Below are 20,838 nucleotides of genomic sequence, written 5' to 3' on the forward strand. Positions count from 1 at the left end.
GAAATCTAGCTTCGCCATCGTTGGACAGAGGGGGATGGAGTTCCCCTTAACCGCCGGTTGCTGGCGACCGCAACAGGCTAATGACTCCTACCGCGGAAGTTTTGCGGTGGGAGCCTGCTCGGGCCACCGCGAGGTGGCCTTTTTGATGCCCCTCCCGTCGATTGCCGAGCCTGATGCAGGAGGACGTGTGCAAGCCTATTTGTGGATCGCCGTCGGCAGCGCGCTGGGCGGTGTGGCGCGCTTCTGGTGCTCGGGCATCGCCGCACGCCTCATTGGCGAAACCTTCCCGTGGGGGACCCTGCTGGTAAATGTGGTTGGCTCGCTGATCATCGGCTTCTTCGCCACCCTGACGGCGCCCGACGGGCGCCTGTTCGTTGACACGACGACGCGCCAGTTCGTCATGCTCGGGCTCTTGGGCGGCTACACTACCTTCTCCTCCTTCAGCTTGCAGACGCTAGCGCTCATGAACGACGGGGAGTGGTTTTATGCCGGCCTCAATATCGGCGCCTCCGTGATTCTTTGTCTTGTGGCAGTGTGGTTCGGCCATCTTCTGGCGGGGCACCTCAACGCCATGAAATGGGTGTAGTCATGCAGATCCCAGCGGATGCCATGCTGCTGCGCATTTTCATCGGCGAGGACGACAGGGCGGGGAAGCTGCCGCTCTACGAGGCGATCGTGCTCGCCGCGCGCGAGCAGCACCTCGCCGGCGCGACGGTGTTGCGCGGGCCGATCGGCTTCGGCCGCTCGAGCCATTTGCACACCACGAAAATTCTCCGCCTGTCGCAGGACCTGCCGATCGTCATCGAGATCGTCGATGCGGAAGACAAGATCAACGCTTTCGTGCCGACGCTGCAGAAGCTCATGGGTAGTGGCCTCGTCACCCTGGAGAAGGTGAAGGTGCTGCGCTACGGCGATGGAACCGGGGAAGGCAACTAGCGATTAGGGCTCAGGCGAGCTTGATTGGCTTGCGGCATGCCATTTGACGCTTTCTTACCTCAGTAGGGCGCACACTGCCGCCATGGCAGGATCCGACCGCATTTCCTACGCAAGGGGTTTCGCTGATCTCGATACCGAGGTCGAGCCGATGCAGCTGCCGCTGCGCGGGGCCTTCCCCGCTTGGCTGACAGGGACTTTGCTGCGCACCGGGCCCGCGAAGTTCGACGTCGGCAGCACCACCGTGAACCATTGGTTCGACGGCCTCGCCATGCTGCACCGCTTCAGCTTTGCGGGCGGCGAGGTGACCTACTCCAATCGCTTCCTGAGCTCCGATTCTTATTGTGAGGCGGCGGTGAAGGGCTCGCTGGCGCGGGGCGAGTTCGCCACCGACCCGTGCCGCACGCTCTTCCAGCGAGTCGCCGCGGTCTTCGCGCCGCACCTTACTGACAACTGCAACGTCAACGTCGATGCGTTCGGCGGCAAGACGGTCGCGCTCACGGAGACGACGCTGCCGGTGCGCTTCGACGCCGAGACGCTGGAGACGCTCGGGCACTACGCGGCGAGCGCCGAGGTCGGCGGCATGGTGTCGATCGCGCATCCGCATCACGATGCCGAGCGCGGCTGCCGCTTCAGCTACGTCGTCGACTTCGGGCGCCGCTCACACTACCGGCTGTTCGCCATTCCCGACGACGGCTCGCCAGAGCGGGTCGTCGCCGAAATGCCGATCGACAAGCCGGCCTACATGCATTCCTTCGCGATGACCGAGCGCTACCTGGTGCTCACCGAGTTTCCGCTCGTCGTCGATCCGCTGCGGTTGATGCTCGGCCTCGCCCCGTTCATCCGCAACTACCGCTGGACGCCGCAGCGGGGCTTGCGCTTTCACGTATTCGACAAGGACAGCGGCGCGCTTATCGCCTCGCGCACCGCCGATGCGGCCTTCGCGTTCCATCACGTCAACGCCTACGAGGAAGGCGCGGACGTCGTCATCGACGTGATCACCTATGAGGACGCGGGCATCATCGATCAGCTGTACCTAGAGCGCCTGCGCGCCGGCGAGCCGGTCAATGCCACCGGGCGGCTCATGCGCTACAGGCTGCCGCTCAACGGCGGGGACCCCATGCACCCCGTCGCCATCGCCGACGAGATGCTCGAACTGCCGCGCATCGACTATGAGCACTGTGCCGGCAAGCCCTATCGCTACGTGTGGGGAGCGGGGCGCCGGCCGGGCGGCGATTTCCTCGACAGTATCGTCGGCGTCGACGTCGAGAGCGGCGCCACGCGCACCTGGTTCGCGGACGGCTGTTTTCCCGGCGAGCCGGTGTTCGTTGCTAAGCCGGACGCGCAAGGGGAAGGCGAGGGCGTGTTGCTCTCCGTGGTGCTCGATGCGCGGCGCTCCCAATCGTTTCTGCTTGTGCTCGACGCGCAGTCGCTGGCCGAAATTGCCCGCGCCGACTGCCCGCATCACATCCCCTTCAGCTTCCACGGGAACTACTTCCCGAAGCATTAGTTCCAACATGCCGGCTCCTGCGGCGTCGCGGCGCTCCCCAACACTGACACGAAGGCGTCAGCGGCCGCGAATAGCCTCGGGTCAGGAGAGGCCGTGCACGAGGCGTGGCCGTAGTGGAGGGACTTGGAATGCGATCTTTATGTTTTGGTATCGGGGCGCTGTCACTGGCGCTGCTCGCATCGCCGGCGATGGCGCAAGAGGCGCAGCCCGAGCAGCTGATCGACGCGCTCAACGCCGTGTTCGGCGCCCACGCAAAAATGCGCGCAGCGCACACCAAAGGCATTTGCGTCAAAGGCAACTTCACGCCCACGGCCGAGGCCGCCGCGCTCAGCAAGGCACCGCTGTTCGCCGCGCCCGTGCCGCTGGTCGGACGCTTCTCGCTCGGCGGCGGCAATCCCGCGGCGCCCGATAACCAAAAGGACAACGTGCGCGGCATCGCCCTGCACTTTCAGCTACCGGACGGAGGCGTCAGCGATCTGGTGATGGTCTCGGCACCCATCTTCGTCGCCAAGACGCCGGAGCAATTCCTCGAGCTGCTGACGATCGTCGCGGGGAAGGACAAGGATAAGCTCGACGCCTTCTTCAAGGCCAACCCAGAGACGACGCGACAGGGTGCCTGGCTGAAGGCGCGCCCGACGCCGGCCAGCTACGCGACCGCCGACTATTACGGCGTGCATACGTTCGCGCTGATCAACGCCAAGGGTGATCGCCAACCCATCAAGTGGAAGGCGGAGCCGGTCGGCGGATTCGTCGGCTTGAGCGATCAGGAGGCCGAGGGCAAAGGCATGGACTTCTATGCCGCCGAGTTGAATGAGCGCTTCGCCAAGGGGCCGGCGGAGTTCAACTTATATGCCGTGCTCGGCCAGCCGGGCGACCAGGACGATGATCCGACATCGGAGTGGCCGGCGGACCGTAAAAGCGTGAAGATGGGTACTATTTCCATCACCGGGCTCGAGAACGACGCGGCGTGCGACGTCGCCATTTTTGATCCGAACGCGCTTGCCGGCGGTATCGAGGCCTCCAAGAACGACAAGATCCTGCCGATGCGCTCGCTCGACTATGCGGTGTCGTTCGGCCGGCGCACGAACTGACGCGGCGCGGCCGTCGCGCTCAGTGCATCGCCGTGTCGGCCTCCGCGCCCCAGATCTCTTTCAGCCGCGCATCGCGCCCGCACGCATAGCGATAGTAGCGGTACTTCAGCGGGTTCGTCTCGTAGTAGTTCTGGTGGTAGTCCTCGGCGGGTGTGAACGGGCCCGCGTCGACGATTTGCACTGCGATAGGTGCATCGAAGCGCTTGCTGCTTTCCAATGCCGCCTTGCTGTCCTCGGCGAGCTTCTTTTGCTCTCCCGTGTGGGCGAAGATCACCGGCCGGTATTGGCTGCCGCGATCGCAGAACTGGCCGCCACCGTCGAGCAGGTCGACGTGCCGCCAATAGTAGTCGAGGAGCTGCTGGTAGCTGACCTGCTTGGGGTCGTACTTGAGCTGCACGGCCTCGGCGTGTCCGGTGTCGCCCATCGACACCTGCGCATAGGTCGGGTTCTTCGTCTGCCCGCCCATGAAGCCGGAGATCGTTTCCTTCACGCCGGGCACCTTGTCGAAATCGGATTCGGTGCACCAGAAGCATCCACTGGCAAAGGTCGCGACCTCCAGGCCGGTTGGAACGGCCGACGCTTGCGGCGCCGGGGCCGCGCCGTTGGAGGGATTGGCGATGACGAGCACCGCGGCCAAGGCCAGTGCGGCTCCGACGGGAACGGCAATACGTAGCATGGCGATCATCCTTGCGTTGAAGCGAAATAGCGGACGGCGGCGCCAATTGCGACGAGCGCCAGCCCGATCCAGATGCCGACGATGACGAGAGCGGCACCGCGGCTCGACTGCAGCGGCGCGTCGATGGCGCTGGCGCGGTGCTCGGCGAGGATCGCCGGCGGGATGAGGCGCACGGCGAGGAGAATGCCGAGCGGCACGAGGATGATGTCGTCGACGTAGCCGAGCACCGGCACGAAGTCGGGGATGAGGTCGATGGGCGAGAGCGCGTAGGCGGCGACGGCGAGCGCCACGGCTTTCGCGTACCAGGGCACGCGCGGATCGCGCGCCGACAGATAGAGCGCGTGCACGTCACGCTTGATGCCGCGTGCCCACCCTCGCAGGCGTGCCACTGCGGAAGCGTCGCTCGATGATTGCGTCATTTCGGGCGCGGCTCCGTTCTCGTGTGCGATCTCAGCCGGCCGCCTTGGGAATGAACTTCAGTGCGACACCATTCATGCAGTAGCGCAGCCCCGTCGGCGGTGGGCCGTCCTCGAACACGTGCCCCAGATGCCCGCCACAGCGACGGCAATGAACTTCCGTACGTGTCATGAAGAAGCTCTTATCGATGGTATTGCCGACGGCATTGTCGAGCGGCTGATAGAAGCTCGGCCAGCCGGTTCCGCTGTTGAACTTCGTCTCCGACGAAAACAGCGGCAGCTCGCAGCCGGCGCACACGTAAGTGCCCGGTTTGTAGTTCTTGTCGAGCGGGCTCGTTCCGGCGCGCTCGGTGCCGTGCTCGCGGAGCACATGGTACTGCTCGGGCGTCAGGATGCGGCGCCACTCCTCGGGGGTCTTGGCGATCTCGAAGGCGGATTTTGTCTTTGTTGTTGTCACTGTTTCCTCGTTGGCGTGCGAATGCGTGGGTCGCCAGCCGGTTGCGGCAACGGCTAGACCGATACTGGCAAGAGCAAAATCCCGGCGGGTAAGCAAAGGCACCTCCACGGTGCAGATCGTAAACGGGTGCGCATCGGGCCGTCGCTCGAAGATACGCGCCTGGCCGGCTTTCGTTACATGACCGGAGTTTCACAATGCTGTGGGCCATCGGGTCATGGGGCGGCAAGGCTAGCGGACGACGCGCACTGCCTTATCGACGGCGATCTCCTCGGAGCTCATGCGGCAGCGATAGGCGATTGCCTCGACGCCTGCATCCAGCGCGCGCCGGAAGGCTTCCGCATAGCCAACGTCGAGGTCGCCGGAGATGGAGAAGCTTTCGGCGTCGGCGCGCTGAATAAGGTACACCATCACCGCGCGGTGACCTTGGGCCACCATCTCGGTGAGCTCGTGCAGGTGCCTGGTGCCGCGCGTCGTCACGCAATCGGGGAACTCGGCGCGCCCCTGCCGGCGCATGAGGTGCACGTTCTTGACCTCAACGTAGCATCGCCCTTTGCGCGCGTCCTCGAGCAACAGATCGATACGGCTGGCGGCGCCGTACTTCACTTCGCGCCGCAGCAATTCATAGCCCGCAAGCTTCTTGATGCTGCCGGCGGCGATGGACTCGGCGACGAGGCGGTTGGGATGCATGGGGTTGATGCCGACCAGAGCCCGACCATTACCGAGGTCGGCTTCGACCATCTCCCAGGTGTGCGGGTACTTGCGGGTCGCCGCCTCGCTCCTCGACAGCCACACGACCGACCCCGGCGCCGTAAGCCCCAGCATGGCGCCGGTATTGGGGCAGGCAGCGGTAATGCGCTCGCCGCTATCGAGGACGACATCGGCGAGGAAGCGCTTATAGCGCTGCAGGAGACGCCCGCGGACGAGGGGGGAGGGGAATCGCATGCTGGGAGCCTAGTGTAGCCAGCCCATGATTCTAGTGTCCCTAATGATCCCGAAGTTCGCTCCCGGGCCCAGCAGCGAGCACAGGCGAACTTCGGAATCTGGACACTAGGTGCTAAGAGACGCCCTCGCCAGACGATACGGAGAGAAGCGGTGAGCGGCGATGACATCGTCACGGCGGCGGTGCTGGTGATCGGCGACGAGATCCTTTCCGGCCGCACGCGTGATCAGAACATCAACTACATCGCGGCGCACTGCACGCGTGTCGGCATCCGTCTGCAGGAGGTGCGCGTCGTCGCCGACGACGAGGACGCCATCATCGAGGCGGTCAACGCGCTGCGTGCACGCTATACCTACCTCATCACCACCGGCGGCATCGGTCCGACGCACGACGACATCACGGCGGACGCGATCGCCAAGGCGCTCGGCGTTTCAATCGATCACGATCCGCGTGCTGTGGAGTTGCTCAGCACGTACTTCGCCAAGCGCGGCGTCGAGCCGACCCCGGCCCGCATGCGCATGGCGCGCATTCCTTGCGGCGCGGAGCTCATCACCAACGCCATTTCGGTCGCGCCCGGCTTCATGATCGGCAACGTCGTCGTGCTCGCCGGCGTGCCCGACGTCATGCAAGTGATGCTCGATGATGTGACGGCGCGGCTGCGCACGGGGGCAAAAATGCTCACGGCGACGATCCAACTTTCCCGCGCCGAGGGAGATGTCGCCGATTTGTTCGCTGCTCATCAACAAGAGTTTCCGGATGTTGCAATGGGCAGCTATCCATCGTTCGCCGAGGGGCGTGTCTCCACTCAACTTGTTCTGCGCTCGACAGATTCAGCGCTGCTCGAGCGCGCACGAGAAGCTCTGCTGCTGGCGCTTTTGGCGCGCGGTTTATTGTGAATTAGCGGCCATGCGTCGCAGCGGCGGCATCACGCAGTGATTTGCCGCGTTATCTCCTCTTCCTGCTGTTTGTTGCAAGCCGCGCCGGGGGGTGTCGGTCGCGGAACCGAGTGTTCCGCGCCGTCGTTCTCGCGGTCGCACAATAACAGACACGGAGTTTGGTAATGGCGTGGAACCAATCCACCTGGGCGAAGCGCGTTCGCCTGGTGTGCATCGCCTCGGTCGCTTCCGCGATCGCTGCGGTGGCCATTCCGGCGACGACGACAACGCCCGCAGAGGCGAAGACGCCGGGGAAGACGTATTGCTTTGTTGGCAAGTGCCATCGCGTGAAGACCATTGAGGAGACGCAGGCGCTGGTAGGCGTCGAGCAGTCGATCACCGCCTCGCATTACGATGACTGCAGCAAGGACCGCTACAATCCCTGCGGTCTCACTTCGTCGGGCGAGCGCTTCCATCCCGATCGTCCCGACAATACCGCGAGCCCGATCTATCCCGACGGCACGCAGCTGCTCGTGTGGAGTCCGAAGAACAAGCGCGCGCTCGTCGTGCGCGTGAACAACGCCGGACCCTACTGGGGTAACCGCACGCTCGATCTGTCGCGTGCTGCCGCCGAGAAGCTCGGCTTCGAAGGCGAGGGTGTCGCCGATTTGAAAGTGCGCGTGATCAAGGCGCCCGAGCCGGAAGAGACCCGCTACGTCAAGGAGCGCGAGTACGATCCTGTTCCGGGTGACATCGGCCAGTACGCGAGCCTCGATGACGCGCAGCGCGGCATGGCCGTGGTGCTGGCATTCAAGGCCACGACCGGCTCGCCGTTCGCTCCGGTGACGACGGCCAACGCCTTCTCGGGCCAGAGCATCGGTTCGGACGACATGCTGGTGGCCGAGGCGCCGCAGGCGATGGGTCGCGCGGTGACCGTCGCCTATACGCCGCCAATGACGCCGCTGGCTTTTGGCGGCTTCCGCGCGCAGAGCCGTGCCGACGGCAACACCGCGCAGTCGCGCGGGGACGAGCTTGCGCTCAACCAGTCGACGTGGGACGAGGATCGCGTCATCGAAGAGTCGGTAGAGATCTCGGCCATCACCGAGACCTCCTCCATCACGGAAGTCGTGGCACCGGAGCCGAGGCAGGCACCGGAGCCGAGGCAGGCCCCGGAGGCGAAAGTGAGCGCCAAGGCAAAGCTCGCCGCCGCGGTCTACCAGGACGAGAAGCCGCGCAAGAAGAAGTCGGCGCGCAATCGCGATGCCGACAACTCGGACAAGTCCAGCAAGTCCGCTAAGTCGAGCAAGTCGGCCAAGTCCGAGCGGCGCCGCTCGCGCAAGCAGGTGGCGAGCTACGAGGAGCGTGGCAGCCGCAGCTCGCGCGGCGAGCGCGAGGAGGCCTCGCGCGTCGCTTACTCGGCCGAGCGCAGCTACGGCAGCGAGGGCAGCCGCAGTGCCGGCCAGACCATGTCGGACAACCTCAGACCGCTGTAAGCTCGCGGACTAAGACCATCAGCCGGAAGCGATCGATTGGATCGCTTCCGGCCTTTTGATCTGCGAGTTGGCGTCTCTCGCCGCGAAGCGGCAAGGGCCCAAGGGGCCCCGCGCCTTAGGCGCGGCCATCAGCTCGCGCGAGCAGGGCCGCATACACGTTTCTCTCCCCTCGTGTCGGTGAGAAAAACTCTAACGCAACAGGGCGGCGGGAAGGCTGAAGGCCGACCCGCCGTCTTTGTATGCGACGAACAGGTCGTACTCGGCCTCGAGCGTGTCGAGGAACGTGGCGACGAGATCCATCAGGGCCCCGAGCGGAATGCGCCGGGCGACGAGGAAATTCTCGCCCGCCACCAGCGGCGCCGTGTCGGAGATCGCCGGCGCATCCTCGGCGATCATCGCGCGGCTTCTGACGTAGGCCAGGAGCCCGTCGCCGGCATCGAAGTCGGCGGCGCTGACGTCGGCGCACTCCGCCACGGCATCCAGCAGTATCACCGTGCCGGCGAGGTAGAGGCGCGCCATCATGGCGAACCGCTCTTCGTTGAGCGCCACCTCGGTTGCCCACTCGCGCCCTTTGAGCACGCGAGAAATGAGCGTCAGCTCGAAGGTGCGGATACGCTCGATGGCGGCCCGCTGGCCGGCGCGCAGCTCGATGATCTGGTCGGGCTCGCGCGGCGGCGGGCCGGGCCAGATGTAGAGCACGCTGGTCAAGTCCTCGCCGGCGGCGAGCGCCGCGTCGAGGTGCTCGGCCAAGAGGTAGACGCTGGCCGGCGCATCGAGCCGCTTCATCGTCGCGTCGTCAGTCATGTCATCCCCGGCTCCTTTGCCAGAAGTTCGTCATGCCGGTTACACCCCCCAATTCCGTCATGGCCGCGTAGGCGGCCATCCATGCAAGCATCCAAGAACACGACGCTTTGGAGAACGCACCTACGCTGAAGCGTGTCGTGGATCCCGGCCTCCGCCGGGATGACGTTGTGAAAGCGACGGGCGCACCTTCCGTTTCGTCATGGCCGCGCAGGCGGCCATCCACGCAAGTGGCAACGCATTCGACACGGTCGAGAGCGCACCTGCGCTGAAGCGTGTCGTGGGTGCCCGCCTCCGCGGGCATGACGGTGAGGGAGAGCGGGCCGTCGCCTCAGTCATCGCTTCTCTTCGCAATTGCGCGCATCATCATTTTGGGTTTGCCAGCTGCCTTAGGCTTTGTCTGCCGTAAGGACTTCGATCGAGATGAAGGCGCCGGCAGAAGTGGTGCCGGCAATGGAGCAGGGATTATGGGCGTCTGCACAGATTGCTCCTGCATAGCGATTCTCGTGAGTTCCTGCTGCCGCCCGAGCAATTGCTGTCCTTGATGGATCAATCGTGCGTCGATGCTGTGAACCCAAAGAACGGTAATCAGCGCTCCAAGGAGCACTACGCATACAATCCACAGCATCGACTTCTCCTATTCTGAGGTTTGGATCAGCTGCAGCCGGAGGTGCCGCCGCAGGTATCGCACTTGAGGCAGGTGCCGTTGCGCACCAGCGTGAAGTTTCCGCACTCGCGGCAGGCTTCGCCCTCATAGCCGCGGATGCGGGCCTCGGCGCGCAAGTCGGCATCGCGCGCCTTCACCGACACCTCGGCGCGCGTCACCGTCAGGCGCGAGTACATCACCGAGCTGTCGGCCTTCAGCGCCGTGGCGCCTTCGATCGGGTAGAGCGCGGTATCGCCCTCGACGGCCGGGAACGCACTGCCGAGATCGGCAAGCGCCGGGACGGCGTTGTCGCTGTGCGCGCGACCGCCCGAGGCCAGGCGCAGGTTGCCGCGCATGAAGCCCTTCGACACCACCTTGGAGACACTGTCGGGCAGCTCGAGGCCGAGCGTCTCGTCGGTCTCCTGATCCGATGAGCCGAGCCCCGTCTCGCCGACGATCTCGCGCGGGTCGACGTGGGCGAGGTCGTGCCGCCCGAGGTAGGACACGGCAAGCTCGCGGAAGATGTAGTCGAGCACCGAGGTGGCGTTCTTGATCGTCTCGTTGCCGGTGACGAGGCCGGCCGGCTCGAAGCGCGTGAAGGTGAAAGCTTCGACGAACTCCTCGAGCGGCACGCCGTACTGCAGGCCGAGTGAGATGGCGATGGCGAAGTTGTTCATCAGCGAGCGGAAGGCGGCGCCTTCCTTGTGCATGTCGATGAAAATCTCGCCCAGCCGCCCGTCCTCGTACTCGCCGGTGTGGAGGTACACCTTGTGGCCGCCGACGGTGGCCTTCTGCGTGTAGCTCTTGCGCCGGTTGGGGAGCTTCTCGCGCTCCTGCGTGCGCACGCGCTCGATGACCCGCTCGACGATGCGCTCGGCCGCCACGTTGGCGCGCGCTGCCATCGGCTTGTCGGCGAGCATCTGCTCGGCGACCTCCTCCTGCTCGTCGGCATCATCGCCGAGCACCTGGGAATTGAGCGGCTGGGAGAGCTTGGAGCCGTCGCGGTAGAGCGCGTTGGCCTTGAGGGCGAGCTTCCACGACAGCATGTAGGAAGCCTTGCAGTCCTCGACGGTCGCCTCGTTCGGCATGTTGATGGTCTTGGAGATGGCGCCGGAGACGAACGGCTGGGCGGCGGCCATCATGTAGATGTGGCTGTCGACCGACAGATAGCGCTTGCCCTTGCGCCCGCACGGGTTGGCGCAGTCGAAGATCGGCAGGTGCTCGGGCTTCAGGTGCGGCGCGCCTTCCAGCGTCATCGCCCCGCAGACGTGCTCGTTGGCGGAGTCGATGTCCTTCCTGGAGAAGCCGAGCGCGGTGAGGAGATCGAACGCCGGATCCTTCACCTTGTCGGCGGGGACCTTGAGCTTGTCGACGATGAAGCTCTCGCCCAGCGTCCACTTGTTGAACACGAACTTGATGTCAAAGGCGCTCTCGAGCCCGGCGTCGATCTTGGCCAGCGCCTCGGCGTCGAAGCCTTTGGCTTTCAGCGTTGTTGGGTTGATCGCCGGCGCCTGCGCCAGCGAGCCGTGGCCGACGGCGTAGGCCTCGATCTCGGCGATCTCGCTCTCGCGGTAGCCGAGCGTGCGCAAGGCTTCCGGCACGGCGCGGTTGATGATCTTGAAATAGCCGCCACCGGCCAGCTTCTTGAACTTGACGAGCGCGAAGTCGGGCTCGATGCCGGTGGTGTCGCAGTCCATGACGAGGCCGATGGTTCCCGTGGGCGCAATGACGGTCGCCTGCGCGTTGCGGAAGCCGTGGCTCTGGCCGAGGGCGATGGCGCGGTCCCAGGCGCGCTTGGCCGCCTCGATGAGCGCCCCGTCCTGGCACGCGGCGTGGTCGAGCGGCACCGGGAACGTCGCCAGCTTCTCGTAGCCGTCCTTTTGCCCGTAGGCGGCACGGCGGTGATTGCGGATGACGCGCAGCATGTCGGCCGCGTTGGCGTGATAGCCGGGGAACGGCCCCAGCTCGCGCGCCATTTCCGCCGAGGTCGCATAAGCGATGCCGGTCATCACCGCCGAGATGGCGCCGCAGATGGCGCGCCCCGGCGCCGAGTCATAGCCGATGCCGCTCGCCATCAGGAGGCCGCCGATGTTGGCGAAGCCGAGCCCCAGCGTGCGGTAGCGATAAGACAGCTCGGCGATCTGGCGCGAGGGAAATTGCGCCATCAGCACCGAGATCTCCAGCACGATGGTCCACAGCCGGCAGGCGTGCTCGAAAGCGGCGACGTCGAACGCGCCCGTCTCCGGATTGCGGAACATCATCAAGTTGACGGAGGCGAGGTTGCACGCCGTATCGTCGAGGAACATGTACTCCGAGCACGGGTTCGAGGCGCGGATCGGCCCCGACTTCGGACACGTGTGCCAGTCGTTGATGGTGGTGTGGAACTGGATGCCGGGGTCGGCCGAGGCCCAGGCGGCATAGCCGATCTGGTCCCACAGCTCGCGCGCCTTCAGCGTCTTGTGCGGCTTGCCGGTGAGGCGCCGCGTCAGCTCCCAGTCGCCGTCCTCCTCGACGCGGTTGAGGAACTCGTCGGTGACGCGCACCGAGTTGTTGGAGTTCTGCCCCGACACGGTGAGGTAGGCTTCCGAATCCCAGTCCGTGTCGTAGGTGGCGAACTCGATATCCTTGTAGCCCTGGCGCGCGAACTGGATGACGCGCAGGATGTAGTTGTTGGGCACCTCGTCGCGACGCGCTTCCTTGATGGCCCGCTTCAGGGCCGGGTTCTTTGCCGGGTCGAAGCAGGCGTCCCCGTCGGCGTCGCAGTTCACGCACGCCTTCATGACGGCATGCAGTCGCTTTTGACAGATCTTTGAACCGGTAACGAGAGCCGCAACCTTCTGTTCTTCCTTAACTTTCCAGTTGATGTACTCCTCGATGTCGGGGTGGTCGACGTCAACGACCACCATCTTCGCGGCGCGCCGCGTCGTGCCGCCCGACTTGATAGCGCCGGCCGCGCGGTCGCCGATCTTTAGAAAGCTCATCAGTCCGGACGACTTGCCACCGCCTGACAGCTTCTCGTTGGCGCCGCGCAGCTTGGAGAAGTTGGAGCCGGTGCCGGAGCCGTACTTGAACAGGCGCGCCTCGCGCACCCACAGATCCATGATGCCGTTCTCGTTGACGAGGTCGTCTTCGATCGACTGGATGAAGCAGGCGTGCGGCTGCGGGTGCTCGTAGGCGCTGTCGGAGACGGTCAGCTTGCCAGTCTCGTGGTCGACGTACATGTGGCCCTGGCCGGGGCCGTCGATGCCATAGGCCCAGTGCAGGCCGGTGTTGAACCACTGCGGGCTGTTGGGCGCCGCCATCTGCATGGCGAGCATGTAGCGGTGCTCGTCATAGAAGGCGCGCGCATCCTCCTCGGTGGTGAAGTAGCCGCCCTTGAGGCCCCAGTAGGTCCACGTGCCGGCGAGGCGGTCGAACACCTGGCGCGCGTCGGTCTCACCGCCGTAGCGCTCTTCCTTCGGCAGCTCGGCGAGCGCCTTCTCGTCGGGGATGGAACGCCAGGCCCACGAGGGGATCTGCGTCTCTTCCACCTTCTTCAGGGCGCGGGCCACGCCGGCCTTGCGGAAATACTTCTGAGCCAGAATGTCGGCGGCGACCTGGCTCCACTGCGCCGGCACCATGAAGCCGTCGAGGCGGAAGACGATCGAGCCGTCCGGATTCTTGATCTCGCTGGTGGCGCGGCGGAATTCGATGAGGTCGTAGGGCGAGGTGCCGGCAGTGGTGAAGCGCCGCGTGATCTTCATAAGTATCCCCCGAGGATTTAGTCGTGGCCGGCGCCAACGCGAGAAGAGGGGGCGCACGCAATGCTGATTTGTTGAACGCTCGACTGGATGCAGCGGGCACAAACTCACCCTCGGCGAAAGCGGTGCCTTCGCCTGCTGCCTGCACGATGTGGGATGGGGTCGACGGACCCGATACTGCCGCGCGGGCCTGGGAGCCACAGCGATGTCCCTTAGCGGACACTCGCCATGACTTGGATCGCGCCGATCCAAAGTGTCCGATTCGAGCCGCAACGCCAAAGAGTTTGTATGTTGCGGGTCGCACCCATACTAGATGTAGATAGATTCCCGATAACAGCCGGAAAAACCGTGGATTTCCTGTGGGGCGTTCAGTGCCGGCTGAGTGTCGGCGCCCGTAAGAACCGAGCCGCGGCGGGATGTGCAGAAATTCGCGCCCGCAAGTTCGACCGTGACTAGCCTATGGCGATTCCCCGGCGGCCGACTGTTGCGCATCTGCCGCGCCCAGATGCCTAGCTGAGTGCATTGCCGTGCCGCCCAATCTGGGCGATGGTGCGGGCGCGAAACAGCGGGCAGGGCGATGGGACTTTTCAGCGAGATTTTCTGCTGGTGGGGCGGCAACACCTGGGGCACGCGCCTGACGATTTGGCGTCAGGGGCGCCTCGTCGGCAAAGACGAGTTTGGCAACCGCTATTATGAGCAGAAGAAGGGTGTCGGGCCGCTCGGGCGCCCGCGCCGCTGGGTCACCTATACGGACTTTGCCGAGGCCTCGAAGGTGCCGGCCGGCTGGCACGGCTGGCTGCACTACACGGCGGATACGCCGCCGTCGCAGCAGAACTACCAGCCGCGACCCTGGCAGCGTCCGCACCTCATGAACCAGACCGGCACGCCGGACGCCTACCGGCCGCCAGGATCGATTCTCGGCCAGGGCGTGCGTGCCAAGGCCACGGGCGACTACAAGCCCTGGCGCCCCGAAGCGTGAAGCAGAACGTCGGCACTGCGGCAATACCTCCAAATTTCGGCCCAACTCGCGGCTCAGGGAGGCACGCGGCGCGTAGAGCCGCAACGGGCGGTGTAGTGCGAATGACCGAAACGTCGATGAAGTGGCGCAAGTTGCCGGGATCGGCCGCGATTGTCTGCGCAACGGTCGTCCTGGCCGTGGGAAGCGCCCGTGCCGATCGCATCGACAACGCCGTCGCCGTGTTCTCGGCGCTCGACAAGGTGACGGCGCGCACCTCGAAATTCGAGGTGCCGCTCAATTCCACGGTGCAGTTCGGGGCGCTGAAGGTGACCCCCCGCGTCTGCTATTCCCGCCCGCCGGAAGAGCAGCCGAAGACGACCTCGTTTGTCGAGGTCGACGAGATCCAACTCGACGGGCAAGAGAAGCGCATCTTCACCGGCTGGATGTTCGCTGAAAGCCCCGGCCTCAATGCCGTCGAGCACCCGGTGTTCGACGTGTGGCTCACTGATTGCCAGAAGCCTAGGGGCTCCGTCGCGCAGCACAGTGGCGACAATCCCGACGCCGCTGCAGGCGAGGCGCCGCCACAGGATGAGGATCCGTTCGCGCCGCGCCGCCGCGTGCGTCGGTAATCCACAGGCCAGACACGACCCGGCTTTCGCGTTTTTCTCTTAAGTTTGCGGCGCATCGTTGCGCACGCATCATATTGCGCTCACCCGCGCTCCTCCCACGTCATGGAAGCCGCCACAACCGGGGCGTATTCCCCTACCGGTGACGTACAGAAGAAAGCGAACCGGAGATTGCCAGATGCTTTCAAGACTTTTCCTCTCGCTTAGCCTCGCTTTCGCTGCGGGCGCCGCTCTCCCTCTACCGGCTGTGGCCGAAACGACCGTTGATGCAGCACTGATGAAGGTGCTCGACCCAGATGCCGACGGCACCGTCGATCTGGCCGAGGCCAAGGCGGCTGGAGCTGTCGAGTTCAAGAAGCTCGATCCCGATAATGACGGCACGCTCGACGCCAAGGAGCTCGCTGGCCGCGTCGACGAAGCCGAGCTCAAGGCGGCGGACCCTGACAACGACGGCACGCTCGATCTCAACGAGTACAATGCGCTGATCGAGAAGCGCTTCAACGCCGCCAACCCGGACAACGACGGAACGCTCGACGAAGCCGAGCTGAAGTCGCCCGCCGGGCAGTCGCTGCTGTTGCTGATCCACTGACGCTGGCGCCCCGCCAGAGGCGATTTTGCATGCGGCGAGCTTGTACGGCTCTCAAGGTGGGAGGCCTCGCGCTCGCCGCATCGTTCCGCTCACACTCGGGCTAAGCACACAAGGAACATCGCGCGCGATGAGGACGTTGAACTCCGCAGATCGGCGGACCGCCGGTCAACAAAAAATCAAAAGGAGAACGTCCAATGAAACGTATTTTGCTGGCCGGCGTCCTGGCCGCAGGTTCGGCGATGGCTGCTTATGCTCAAACCGACCCGGCAGCGAGCGGCCAAGAGGCGGGTGCGATGAAGCTGTCAGCGGCTGAATGCGCGTCCCTGTGGAATCAAGCTAGTCCGGACGGCGGGCCGATCTCCGAGTCCCAGGCCGCCGCATATGTGACGGATTTCAAGGCCGCCAATCCGGACGGTGACAACACCCTCGAGAAAGACGAGTTCACCAAGGCGTGCGACAGCGGCCTGGTGAAGAGCGCGGCTTCGACCGGTGCCGGCACAGGTGAGGCGGGCAGCGCCAACCCGCCGGCCGAGGAAGGCTCCAAGATGCAGCCCGGCAACCAGTAGGTCGCAAGTCCATGAAGGGACGGGCGGTTGCCAGCAGCGGGCGTCGAGATCAACTGCTCGGCGCCTGCTCGCGTGTCAGCGAGGTGCCCGCCCTCAGCGCTTCTCCCTCAGCAACGCTGCAGCCCGCGGGGCATAATAGGTGAGAATGCCGGCGGCACCGGCACGCTTGAAGGCCAGCAGACTCTCCATCATCACTGCGTCGCCGTCGAGCCAGCCGGCGTTGGCGGCAGCCTGTAGCATCGCGTATTCGCCGGACACCTGATAGCCGAAGGTGGGGACGCGGAACGTCTCGGCGACGCGGCGCACGATGTCGAGATACGCCATCCCCGGCTTGACCATGATGAGGTCGGCGCCCTCGGCCAGATCGAGCGCTACCTCGCGCAAGGCCTCGTCGGAATTCGCCGGATCCATCTGATAGGTGCGCTTGTCGCGTTGCCCTTGCGCCGACGCGAGAGTGACCGAGGAACCGACCGCGTCGCGGAACGGACCATAGAATGCCGATGCGTACTTGGCCGCGTATGCCATGATCAGCGTGTTGGCGTAACCATTGTCCTCGAGAGCTGAACGGATGGCGCCGACACGGCCGTCCATCATGTCGGAAGGCGCCAGGATGTCGGCTCCCGCCTCAGCCTGCACCAGCGACTGACGCACCAGCGCCTCGAGCGTCTCGTCGTTGGCGATCTCCGAGCCGCGAATGAGGCCGTCGTGGCCGTGGCTGGTGTAGGGATCGAGGGCGACGTCGAGCACGATGCCGATGTCGAGGCCGGCCGCCTTTACGGCACGCGTGGCCCGGCAGACGAGGTTTTCCGGGTTGAACGCTTCGCGTGCATCTTCAGTGCGCAGCCTCGGCTCGGTGTTGGGGAACAGCGCGATGGCGGGGATGCCCAACTGCATCGCCTGCTCGGCGCTGGCGACGATGTTGTCGATCGACAGCCGCTCCACGCCGGGCATGGAAGCGATGGGGACGCGCTTGTCGCTGCCTTCGATGACGAACAGCGGCCAGATCAGGTCGTCGACGCCGAGGCGATGCTCGGCAACGAGGCGCCGCGACCAGGGCGTCGAGCGCGCACGGCGCAGGCGCACGCTGGGGAAGGCGCCGAGCGCGCCTGGCGCATCGCCGCGCTCAGCCGCGTCGGTGCGGCGCGCGGAGGGCTTTGCGTGTGAGACGGGCTGGCGTGGCTTCATCGCGTCGTCCGGGGGGCGTGGATCAGCCACACTCACCGCAACGCGCGTCCTTTGGCAAGCCCGTTGCGTGGCTTCCCCGCCGACTGGTTAGTCGCAGATTTTCTTAATCTTGCGCTCGGCCATGTCGACGTGGAAGTGGTTGCGGTGCGCTTCGTTCGCCTCCGGGCCGAGTGTGGTGCCGAAGATGCGGCAGGCGGCCGCGTGCGCTTGGCGCAGGAAGCGAGCGTGCGGCCCGGCGGGCGGCGTTGCCAATGCACCGGGACTGAGCGCGGCAGTCTTTTCGCGCCCCTTGTCGGTCGCCTTCCTTTCTTGCTTGCGCGCATCGGCAGGAGCTGCCTCGGCAGCAGGGCCGCCAAGCCGGGCAGCCAGCGGTGGCTTCTTGCTTGGCCCAGGCAGGATGGCAGTCACCACATCGACGCTGTCAACACGCGTGGCTTTGACGAGGCCGGCGCCGGGCGTTGCCGGCTTCCCACTGGCGCCGGACTTGGCATTGCGCGGGTTGTCCTGCTGGGGCTTGGCGGCTTCCGCCTGCGCTTGCGCGAGCTTCTCCTCCCCGGCCTTGGCAGCCGCCACGGCGGCGGCAATGTCGCGATTGGTTGCGCCCCAGCCGTCGAGGACATGCACCTTCTGACCCTTGTCGGTGACGAAGCCGCGGATATCGAGCGCGTCGACGTAGGCATGCTGACTGAGCTTGTTGCCGACGCGGCCAAAGGCGGTGCGGCAGGAGTAGTCGCTCATCACTTCGATCGTGGTGATCTTGGCGCCGAGCTGGCGCGCGGCGAGCGGCTGCAGATCCTTGGTGATCCAGGTCTGGAGCGGGGCGAGCATGCCGCAATTGATGAGCGCGGCCGGCGTGAACGTCACCTTGGCCAGGCGGCTGAGACGAATGGGAGCCGGGGTTCCGCAGGCACCTTGCTTGATGGGCGGCTCGGGCGTGATGACCGCGTCGAGGCCTTTCAGCGCTTGCGTGCAGCGCGCCTTGGCCGCGTCGATCTCGGCTGCGGTCCACACGTCGGGCAGCGGCGGCTCGATGGGCGCTGCCTTGGCGGTCTTGCGCTCGGGGAGCGGCGGCACCATCAGCGGTTGCGCCGTCTGGGTAACCTTCGCCTTGGCGTCGGTCCGCACGTTCTGGGTCTTGTAGTCGCGGGCGGCGATAAGGGTTTCGCGCGTTTGCGCCGCGGCGGCGCCCGCTGAGCCCGACAGCGCGACAGCCGCAAGCCCTAAGCCTAAACCCAATCGCAGCATCGTTCGCGTCTCCACCTATTCATGGTGCGGGGCACGGGAGTTCGGCCAGGACTGGGCGAATCGACCGCGCAAGTTTCTTCGTAATCGGGCCCAGTGTATAGGGAAATCCGTCCGATTGATGGTCGCTTGCGATCGACCAGCAGCCAGCAGGAACAAACTTGTGCAACACGAAACGGCAACGGCGCAGATGACGGCGGAAGGTTCCGCGGAGCAATCGGCGAATGAGCTGCTCATCGAGGCGCGCGGCTCGTGCGCGGTCATCACCCTCAATCGGCCGCGAGCGCTCAATGCGCTGAACACCGCCATGCGCGCCAGGCTGGCGGAGGCCTTTCCACGCTTTGCGCGCGAAGCGCAGACGTACTGCGTCGTCATTCAGTCGGCGAGCGAGAAGGCGTTCTCGGCCGGCGGCGACGTGCGCGAGATCGTGCGCTGGGGGCGCGAGGACCTCGAGCGTGCCCGGCGCGCCTTCGCCGAGGAATACGCGCTCAACTGGCTGCACGAATGCTTCTCCAAGCCGACCATCTCGCTCATCGACGGACCGGTCATGGGCTCGGGCGTCGGCATCACCCTGTTTGGCACCCATCGCGTCGCCGGCGAGCGGTACCGCTTCGCTATGCCGGAGACGGCCATCGGGCTGTTTCCGGACGTTGGCACGGCGTGGTCGCTATCGCGCCTGCCGAACTCAATCGGCATGTACCTGGGGCTCACGGGGCGCTCGATCGGCGCCGCCGACGCCTACGCCTTGGGCCTGCTGACGCATTGCATCCCGGCGGTACGCTACGAGGAAATCAAGGCTGCCCTGGCCGATACCTGGCCGGTCGATACCATCCTGGATGAGCGCCAGGTCGACCCGGGGCCGGGCGAGCTAGCCCCCTACGCGCCACTCATCGCACGCTGCTTTTCGGCGCCCGCGGTGGAGGAGATCATCGCCAGGCTGGAGGCTGTCGAGGGAGCGCAGCGCGACTGGGCGCACGTTGTCGTCGCAGATCTGCGCGCGCGCTCGCCGCTTTCGCTCAAGGTCACGCACCGGCACATTCGCGCCGCTCGCGCGCTCGACCTGCGCCAGACGCTCAGCATCGATTACCGCCTCGCCTGCCGTTGCCTCGACGGGCACGACTTCTACGAGGGCGTGCGCGCCGCGCTGATCGACAAGGACGGTAACCCGAGGTGGAGGCCGGACACGCTGGAAGAGGTCACGCCGGCAATGGTGGAGGACTATTTCACGCCTATGGGTCCGGCGGAGCTGGCGCTGCCGACGCGGCAAGAAATGCAGGCGGCGCGCGTGTAAAATGCTCGCCGCGCGCGTATCGCAACGTGAATGAAGGGTTCCGCCGATACCCTATTACTATTCTTTTACTATAGGTATTTAGGTGACTTTTAGTTTTATGCCTTACCTCTTGGTGTAACCCGGACAAAAAGAAAATACCCGGGACCGGCGTCAAACAGTGTGAGGCAGTTATGAGTGTTGCGCTCGACGTGGCGCGCCATCGCGCGCCAGGGCAGACCGACAGTTTCCGCTCCGAATATCTGCAAGCGTTGCGCCTCGTCGAAAGGCTGCATCGGTTGCTGCTCGACGTGATCAAGGACGAGTTTGATCGCCTGGGTGGCGCCGACCTCAACAGCGTGCAGGCGCTGCTGCTCTATAACATCGGCGACAGCGAGTTGACCGCCGGCGAGCTCAAGACGCGGGGCTACTATCTCGGCTCCAACGTCTCCTACAATCTCAAGAAGCTCGTCGACATGGGCTACCTTCATTACAAGCGGTCAGAAACCGACCGCCGCAGCGTGCGCGTGAGCCTCACCGACAAGGGCAAGGAAGCCTGTGAGGTGGTGCAGAAGCTCTATCAGCGCCAGCTCGGCTCGGTAGCGACCGTCGGTGAGGTCTCGGAGGAGGATTTCCGCGGCCTCAACAAGGCGCTCGTCCGCCTGGAGCGCTTCTGGTCGGACCAGATCCGCTATCGCCTATAAGTCCGGAGATCGACTCCCACGCGCCGGTCGCCGAGGAGCCGCGGGTTGCCCCCGCGGCTCCATTTCTTCTGCACTTGTCATCCCCAACGCCCGCTTGCCTTGACGGTTAGCCACAGCTTATTT

General features: G+C 65.2%; 20 protein-coding genes and 1 riboswitch. Of the genes, 12 read left to right on the forward strand and 8 right to left on the reverse strand.

The genetic code is table 11. The features are described 5' to 3' along the window. The first annotated feature begins 21 nt into the window (after positions 1-21). Positions 22-97: riboswitch (Fluoride riboswitch) on the forward strand. Positions 98-145: 48 nt separating this feature from the next. The 4 genes from crcB to F9K20_RS10515 all read left to right on the forward strand — a co-directional run bounded on the left by crcB (position 146) and on the right by F9K20_RS10515 (position 3,534). Beyond that, positions 146-586 carry a fluoride efflux transporter CrcB gene (crcB, locus tag F9K20_RS10500; RefSeq protein ID WP_291000986.1) on the forward strand — a complete coding sequence of 147 codons (441 nt, stop codon included), beginning with the start codon at positions 146-148 and terminating at the stop codon, positions 584-586. A 2-nt stretch (positions 587-588) separates the two neighbouring features. After that, positions 589-936 carry a DUF190 domain-containing protein gene (locus F9K20_RS10505; protein WP_291000989.1) on the forward strand — a complete coding sequence of 116 codons (348 nt, stop codon included), beginning with the start codon at positions 589-591 and terminating at the stop codon, positions 934-936. A gap of 82 nt (positions 937-1,018) precedes the next feature. After that, a complete protein-coding gene (locus F9K20_RS10510; RefSeq protein WP_291000992.1) occupies positions 1,019-2,443 on the forward strand; it encodes a carotenoid oxygenase family protein in 1,425 nt (474 codons plus the stop codon). Between the two features lie 128 nt (positions 2,444-2,571). Continuing rightward, positions 2,572-3,534 carry a catalase family peroxidase gene (locus tag F9K20_RS10515; RefSeq protein WP_291000993.1) on the forward strand — a complete coding sequence of 321 codons (963 nt, stop codon included), beginning with the start codon at positions 2,572-2,574 and terminating at the stop codon, positions 3,532-3,534. 19 nt (positions 3,535-3,553) lie between these two features. Here F9K20_RS10515 and msrA read toward each other — a convergent pair whose 3' ends face one another. The 4 genes from msrA to sfsA form a co-directional block, all read right to left on the reverse strand. Then, on the reverse strand, positions 3,554-4,210 hold the full coding sequence (gene msrA / locus F9K20_RS10520) for a peptide-methionine (S)-S-oxide reductase MsrA (RefSeq protein ID WP_291000996.1): 657 nt from the start codon (positions 4,208-4,210) through the stop codon (positions 3,554-3,556). Between the two features lie 5 nt (positions 4,211-4,215). Then, positions 4,216-4,629 carry a YkvA family protein gene (locus F9K20_RS10525; RefSeq protein WP_291000999.1) on the reverse strand — a complete coding sequence of 138 codons (414 nt, stop codon included), beginning with the start codon at positions 4,627-4,629 and terminating at the stop codon, positions 4,216-4,218. A 31-nt stretch (positions 4,630-4,660) separates the two neighbouring features. Continuing rightward, positions 4,661-5,083, reverse strand: coding sequence for a peptide-methionine (R)-S-oxide reductase MsrB (gene msrB / locus F9K20_RS10530; RefSeq protein WP_291001002.1), 423 nt, complete (start codon positions 5,081-5,083; stop codon positions 4,661-4,663). 228 nt (positions 5,084-5,311) lie between these two features. Continuing rightward, complete coding sequence (gene sfsA, locus F9K20_RS10535) at positions 5,312-6,025, reverse strand: DNA/RNA nuclease SfsA (protein WP_291001005.1); 714 nt, start codon at positions 6,023-6,025, stop codon at positions 5,312-5,314. Positions 6,026-6,175: 150 nt separating this feature from the next. On the opposite strand from sfsA, the gene F9K20_RS10540 reads away from it, so the two are divergent. Both F9K20_RS10540 and F9K20_RS10545 read left to right on the forward strand, forming a co-directional pair. Continuing rightward, entirely contained in the window at positions 6,176-6,919 is a 744-nt protein-coding gene (locus tag F9K20_RS10540) for a molybdopterin-binding protein (RefSeq protein ID WP_291001008.1), read from the forward strand. A 164-nt stretch (positions 6,920-7,083) separates the two neighbouring features. Further along, positions 7,084-8,391 carry an RlpA-like double-psi beta-barrel domain-containing protein gene (locus F9K20_RS10545; RefSeq protein WP_291001010.1) on the forward strand — a complete coding sequence of 436 codons (1,308 nt, stop codon included), beginning with the start codon at positions 7,084-7,086 and terminating at the stop codon, positions 8,389-8,391. Between the two features lie 189 nt (positions 8,392-8,580). Here F9K20_RS10545 and F9K20_RS10550 read toward each other — a convergent pair whose 3' ends face one another. Further along, complete coding sequence (locus F9K20_RS10550) at positions 8,581-9,195, reverse strand: hypothetical protein (protein WP_291001014.1); 615 nt, start codon at positions 9,193-9,195, stop codon at positions 8,581-8,583. Positions 9,196-9,846: 651 nt separating this feature from the next. Further along, a complete protein-coding gene (locus tag F9K20_RS10555) occupies positions 9,847-13,581 on the reverse strand; it encodes a vitamin B12-dependent ribonucleotide reductase (protein ID WP_291001017.1) in 3,735 nt (1,244 codons plus the stop codon). Positions 13,582-14,155: 574 nt separating this feature from the next. On the opposite strand from F9K20_RS10555, the gene F9K20_RS10560 reads away from it, so the two are divergent. The 4 genes from F9K20_RS10560 to F9K20_RS10575 all read left to right on the forward strand — a co-directional run bounded on the left by F9K20_RS10560 (position 14,156) and on the right by F9K20_RS10575 (position 16,317). Beyond that, the gene (locus tag F9K20_RS10560) at positions 14,156-14,557 is read left to right on the forward strand and encodes an NADH:ubiquinone oxidoreductase subunit NDUFA12 (protein ID WP_291001020.1); all 402 of its coding nucleotides are present in this window, start codon (positions 14,156-14,158) and stop codon (positions 14,555-14,557) included. Between the two features lie 101 nt (positions 14,558-14,658). After that, complete coding sequence (locus F9K20_RS10565) at positions 14,659-15,165, forward strand: DUF2155 domain-containing protein (RefSeq protein ID WP_291001022.1); 507 nt, start codon at positions 14,659-14,661, stop codon at positions 15,163-15,165. A 274-nt stretch (positions 15,166-15,439) separates the two neighbouring features. After that, positions 15,440-15,751: an EF-hand domain-containing protein gene (locus tag F9K20_RS10570; protein ID WP_291001189.1), complete on the forward strand. Its 312-nt coding sequence runs from the start codon at positions 15,440-15,442 to the stop codon at positions 15,749-15,751. A 194-nt stretch (positions 15,752-15,945) separates the two neighbouring features. Beyond that, the gene (locus F9K20_RS10575) at positions 15,946-16,317 is read left to right on the forward strand and encodes a hypothetical protein (RefSeq protein WP_291001024.1); all 372 of its coding nucleotides are present in this window, start codon (positions 15,946-15,948) and stop codon (positions 16,315-16,317) included. A gap of 93 nt (positions 16,318-16,410) precedes the next feature. On the opposite strand, the gene hemB is transcribed toward F9K20_RS10575, so the two are convergent. Further along, positions 16,411-17,502, reverse strand: a complete 1,092-nt coding sequence (gene hemB, locus F9K20_RS10580; protein WP_291001027.1) for a porphobilinogen synthase — start codon at positions 17,500-17,502, stop codon at positions 16,411-16,413. An 87-nt stretch (positions 17,503-17,589) separates the two neighbouring features. After that, a complete protein-coding gene (locus F9K20_RS10585; protein WP_291001029.1) occupies positions 17,590-18,747 on the reverse strand; it encodes an extensin family protein in 1,158 nt (385 codons plus the stop codon). A gap of 160 nt (positions 18,748-18,907) precedes the next feature. On the opposite strand from F9K20_RS10585, the gene F9K20_RS10590 reads away from it, so the two are divergent. Together F9K20_RS10590 and F9K20_RS10595 are read left to right on the forward strand one after the other, a co-directional pair. Further along, on the forward strand, positions 18,908-20,035 hold the full coding sequence (locus F9K20_RS10590; RefSeq protein ID WP_291001032.1) for an enoyl-CoA hydratase/isomerase family protein: 1,128 nt from the start codon (positions 18,908-18,910) through the stop codon (positions 20,033-20,035). A gap of 170 nt (positions 20,036-20,205) precedes the next feature. Further along, positions 20,206-20,715, forward strand: a complete 510-nt coding sequence (locus tag F9K20_RS10595; protein ID WP_291001036.1) for a winged helix DNA-binding protein — start codon at positions 20,206-20,208, stop codon at positions 20,713-20,715. Positions 20,716-20,838 lie beyond the last annotated feature (123 nt).

The organism is Hyphomicrobium sp. (genome assembly GCF_009026145.1).
Classification (GTDB): Bacteria; Pseudomonadota; Alphaproteobacteria; order Rhizobiales; family Hyphomicrobiaceae; genus Hyphomicrobium_A.

Coding starts and splice junctions, on each gene's coding strand:
- crcB (WP_291000986.1), top strand. CDS start 146: ATGCCCCTCCCGTCGATTGCCGAGCCTGATGCAGGAGGACGTGTGCAA.
- F9K20_RS10505 (WP_291000989.1), top strand. CDS start 589: ATGCAGATCCCAGCGGATGCCATGCTGCTGCGCATTTTCATCGGCGAG.
- F9K20_RS10510 (WP_291000992.1), top strand. CDS start 1,019: ATGGCAGGATCCGACCGCATTTCCTACGCAAGGGGTTTCGCTGATCTC.
- F9K20_RS10515 (WP_291000993.1), top strand. CDS start 2,572: ATGCGATCTTTATGTTTTGGTATCGGGGCGCTGTCACTGGCGCTGCTC.
- msrA (WP_291000996.1), bottom strand. CDS start 4,210: ATGCTACGTATTGCCGTTCCCGTCGGAGCCGCACTGGCCTTGGCCGCG.
- F9K20_RS10525 (WP_291000999.1), bottom strand. CDS start 4,629: ATGACGCAATCATCGAGCGACGCTTCCGCAGTGGCACGCCTGCGAGGG.
- sfsA (WP_291001005.1), bottom strand. CDS start 6,025: ATGCGATTCCCCTCCCCCCTCGTCCGCGGGCGTCTCCTGCAGCGCTAT.
- F9K20_RS10545 (WP_291001010.1), top strand. CDS start 7,084: ATGGCGTGGAACCAATCCACCTGGGCGAAGCGCGTTCGCCTGGTGTGC.
- F9K20_RS10550 (WP_291001014.1), bottom strand. CDS start 9,195: ATGACTGACGACGCGACGATGAAGCGGCTCGATGCGCCGGCCAGCGTC.
- F9K20_RS10555 (WP_291001017.1), bottom strand. CDS start 13,581: ATGAAGATCACGCGGCGCTTCACCACTGCCGGCACCTCGCCCTACGAC.
- F9K20_RS10560 (WP_291001020.1), top strand. CDS start 14,156: ATGGGACTTTTCAGCGAGATTTTCTGCTGGTGGGGCGGCAACACCTGG.
- F9K20_RS10565 (WP_291001022.1), top strand. CDS start 14,659: ATGACCGAAACGTCGATGAAGTGGCGCAAGTTGCCGGGATCGGCCGCG.
- F9K20_RS10570 (WP_291001189.1), top strand. CDS start 15,440: ATGAAGGTGCTCGACCCAGATGCCGACGGCACCGTCGATCTGGCCGAG.
- F9K20_RS10575 (WP_291001024.1), top strand. CDS start 15,946: ATGAAACGTATTTTGCTGGCCGGCGTCCTGGCCGCAGGTTCGGCGATG.
- hemB (WP_291001027.1), bottom strand. CDS start 17,502: ATGAAGCCACGCCAGCCCGTCTCACACGCAAAGCCCTCCGCGCGCCGC.
- F9K20_RS10585 (WP_291001029.1), bottom strand. CDS start 18,747: ATGCTGCGATTGGGTTTAGGCTTAGGGCTTGCGGCTGTCGCGCTGTCG.
- F9K20_RS10595 (WP_291001036.1), top strand. CDS start 20,206: ATGAGTGTTGCGCTCGACGTGGCGCGCCATCGCGCGCCAGGGCAGACC.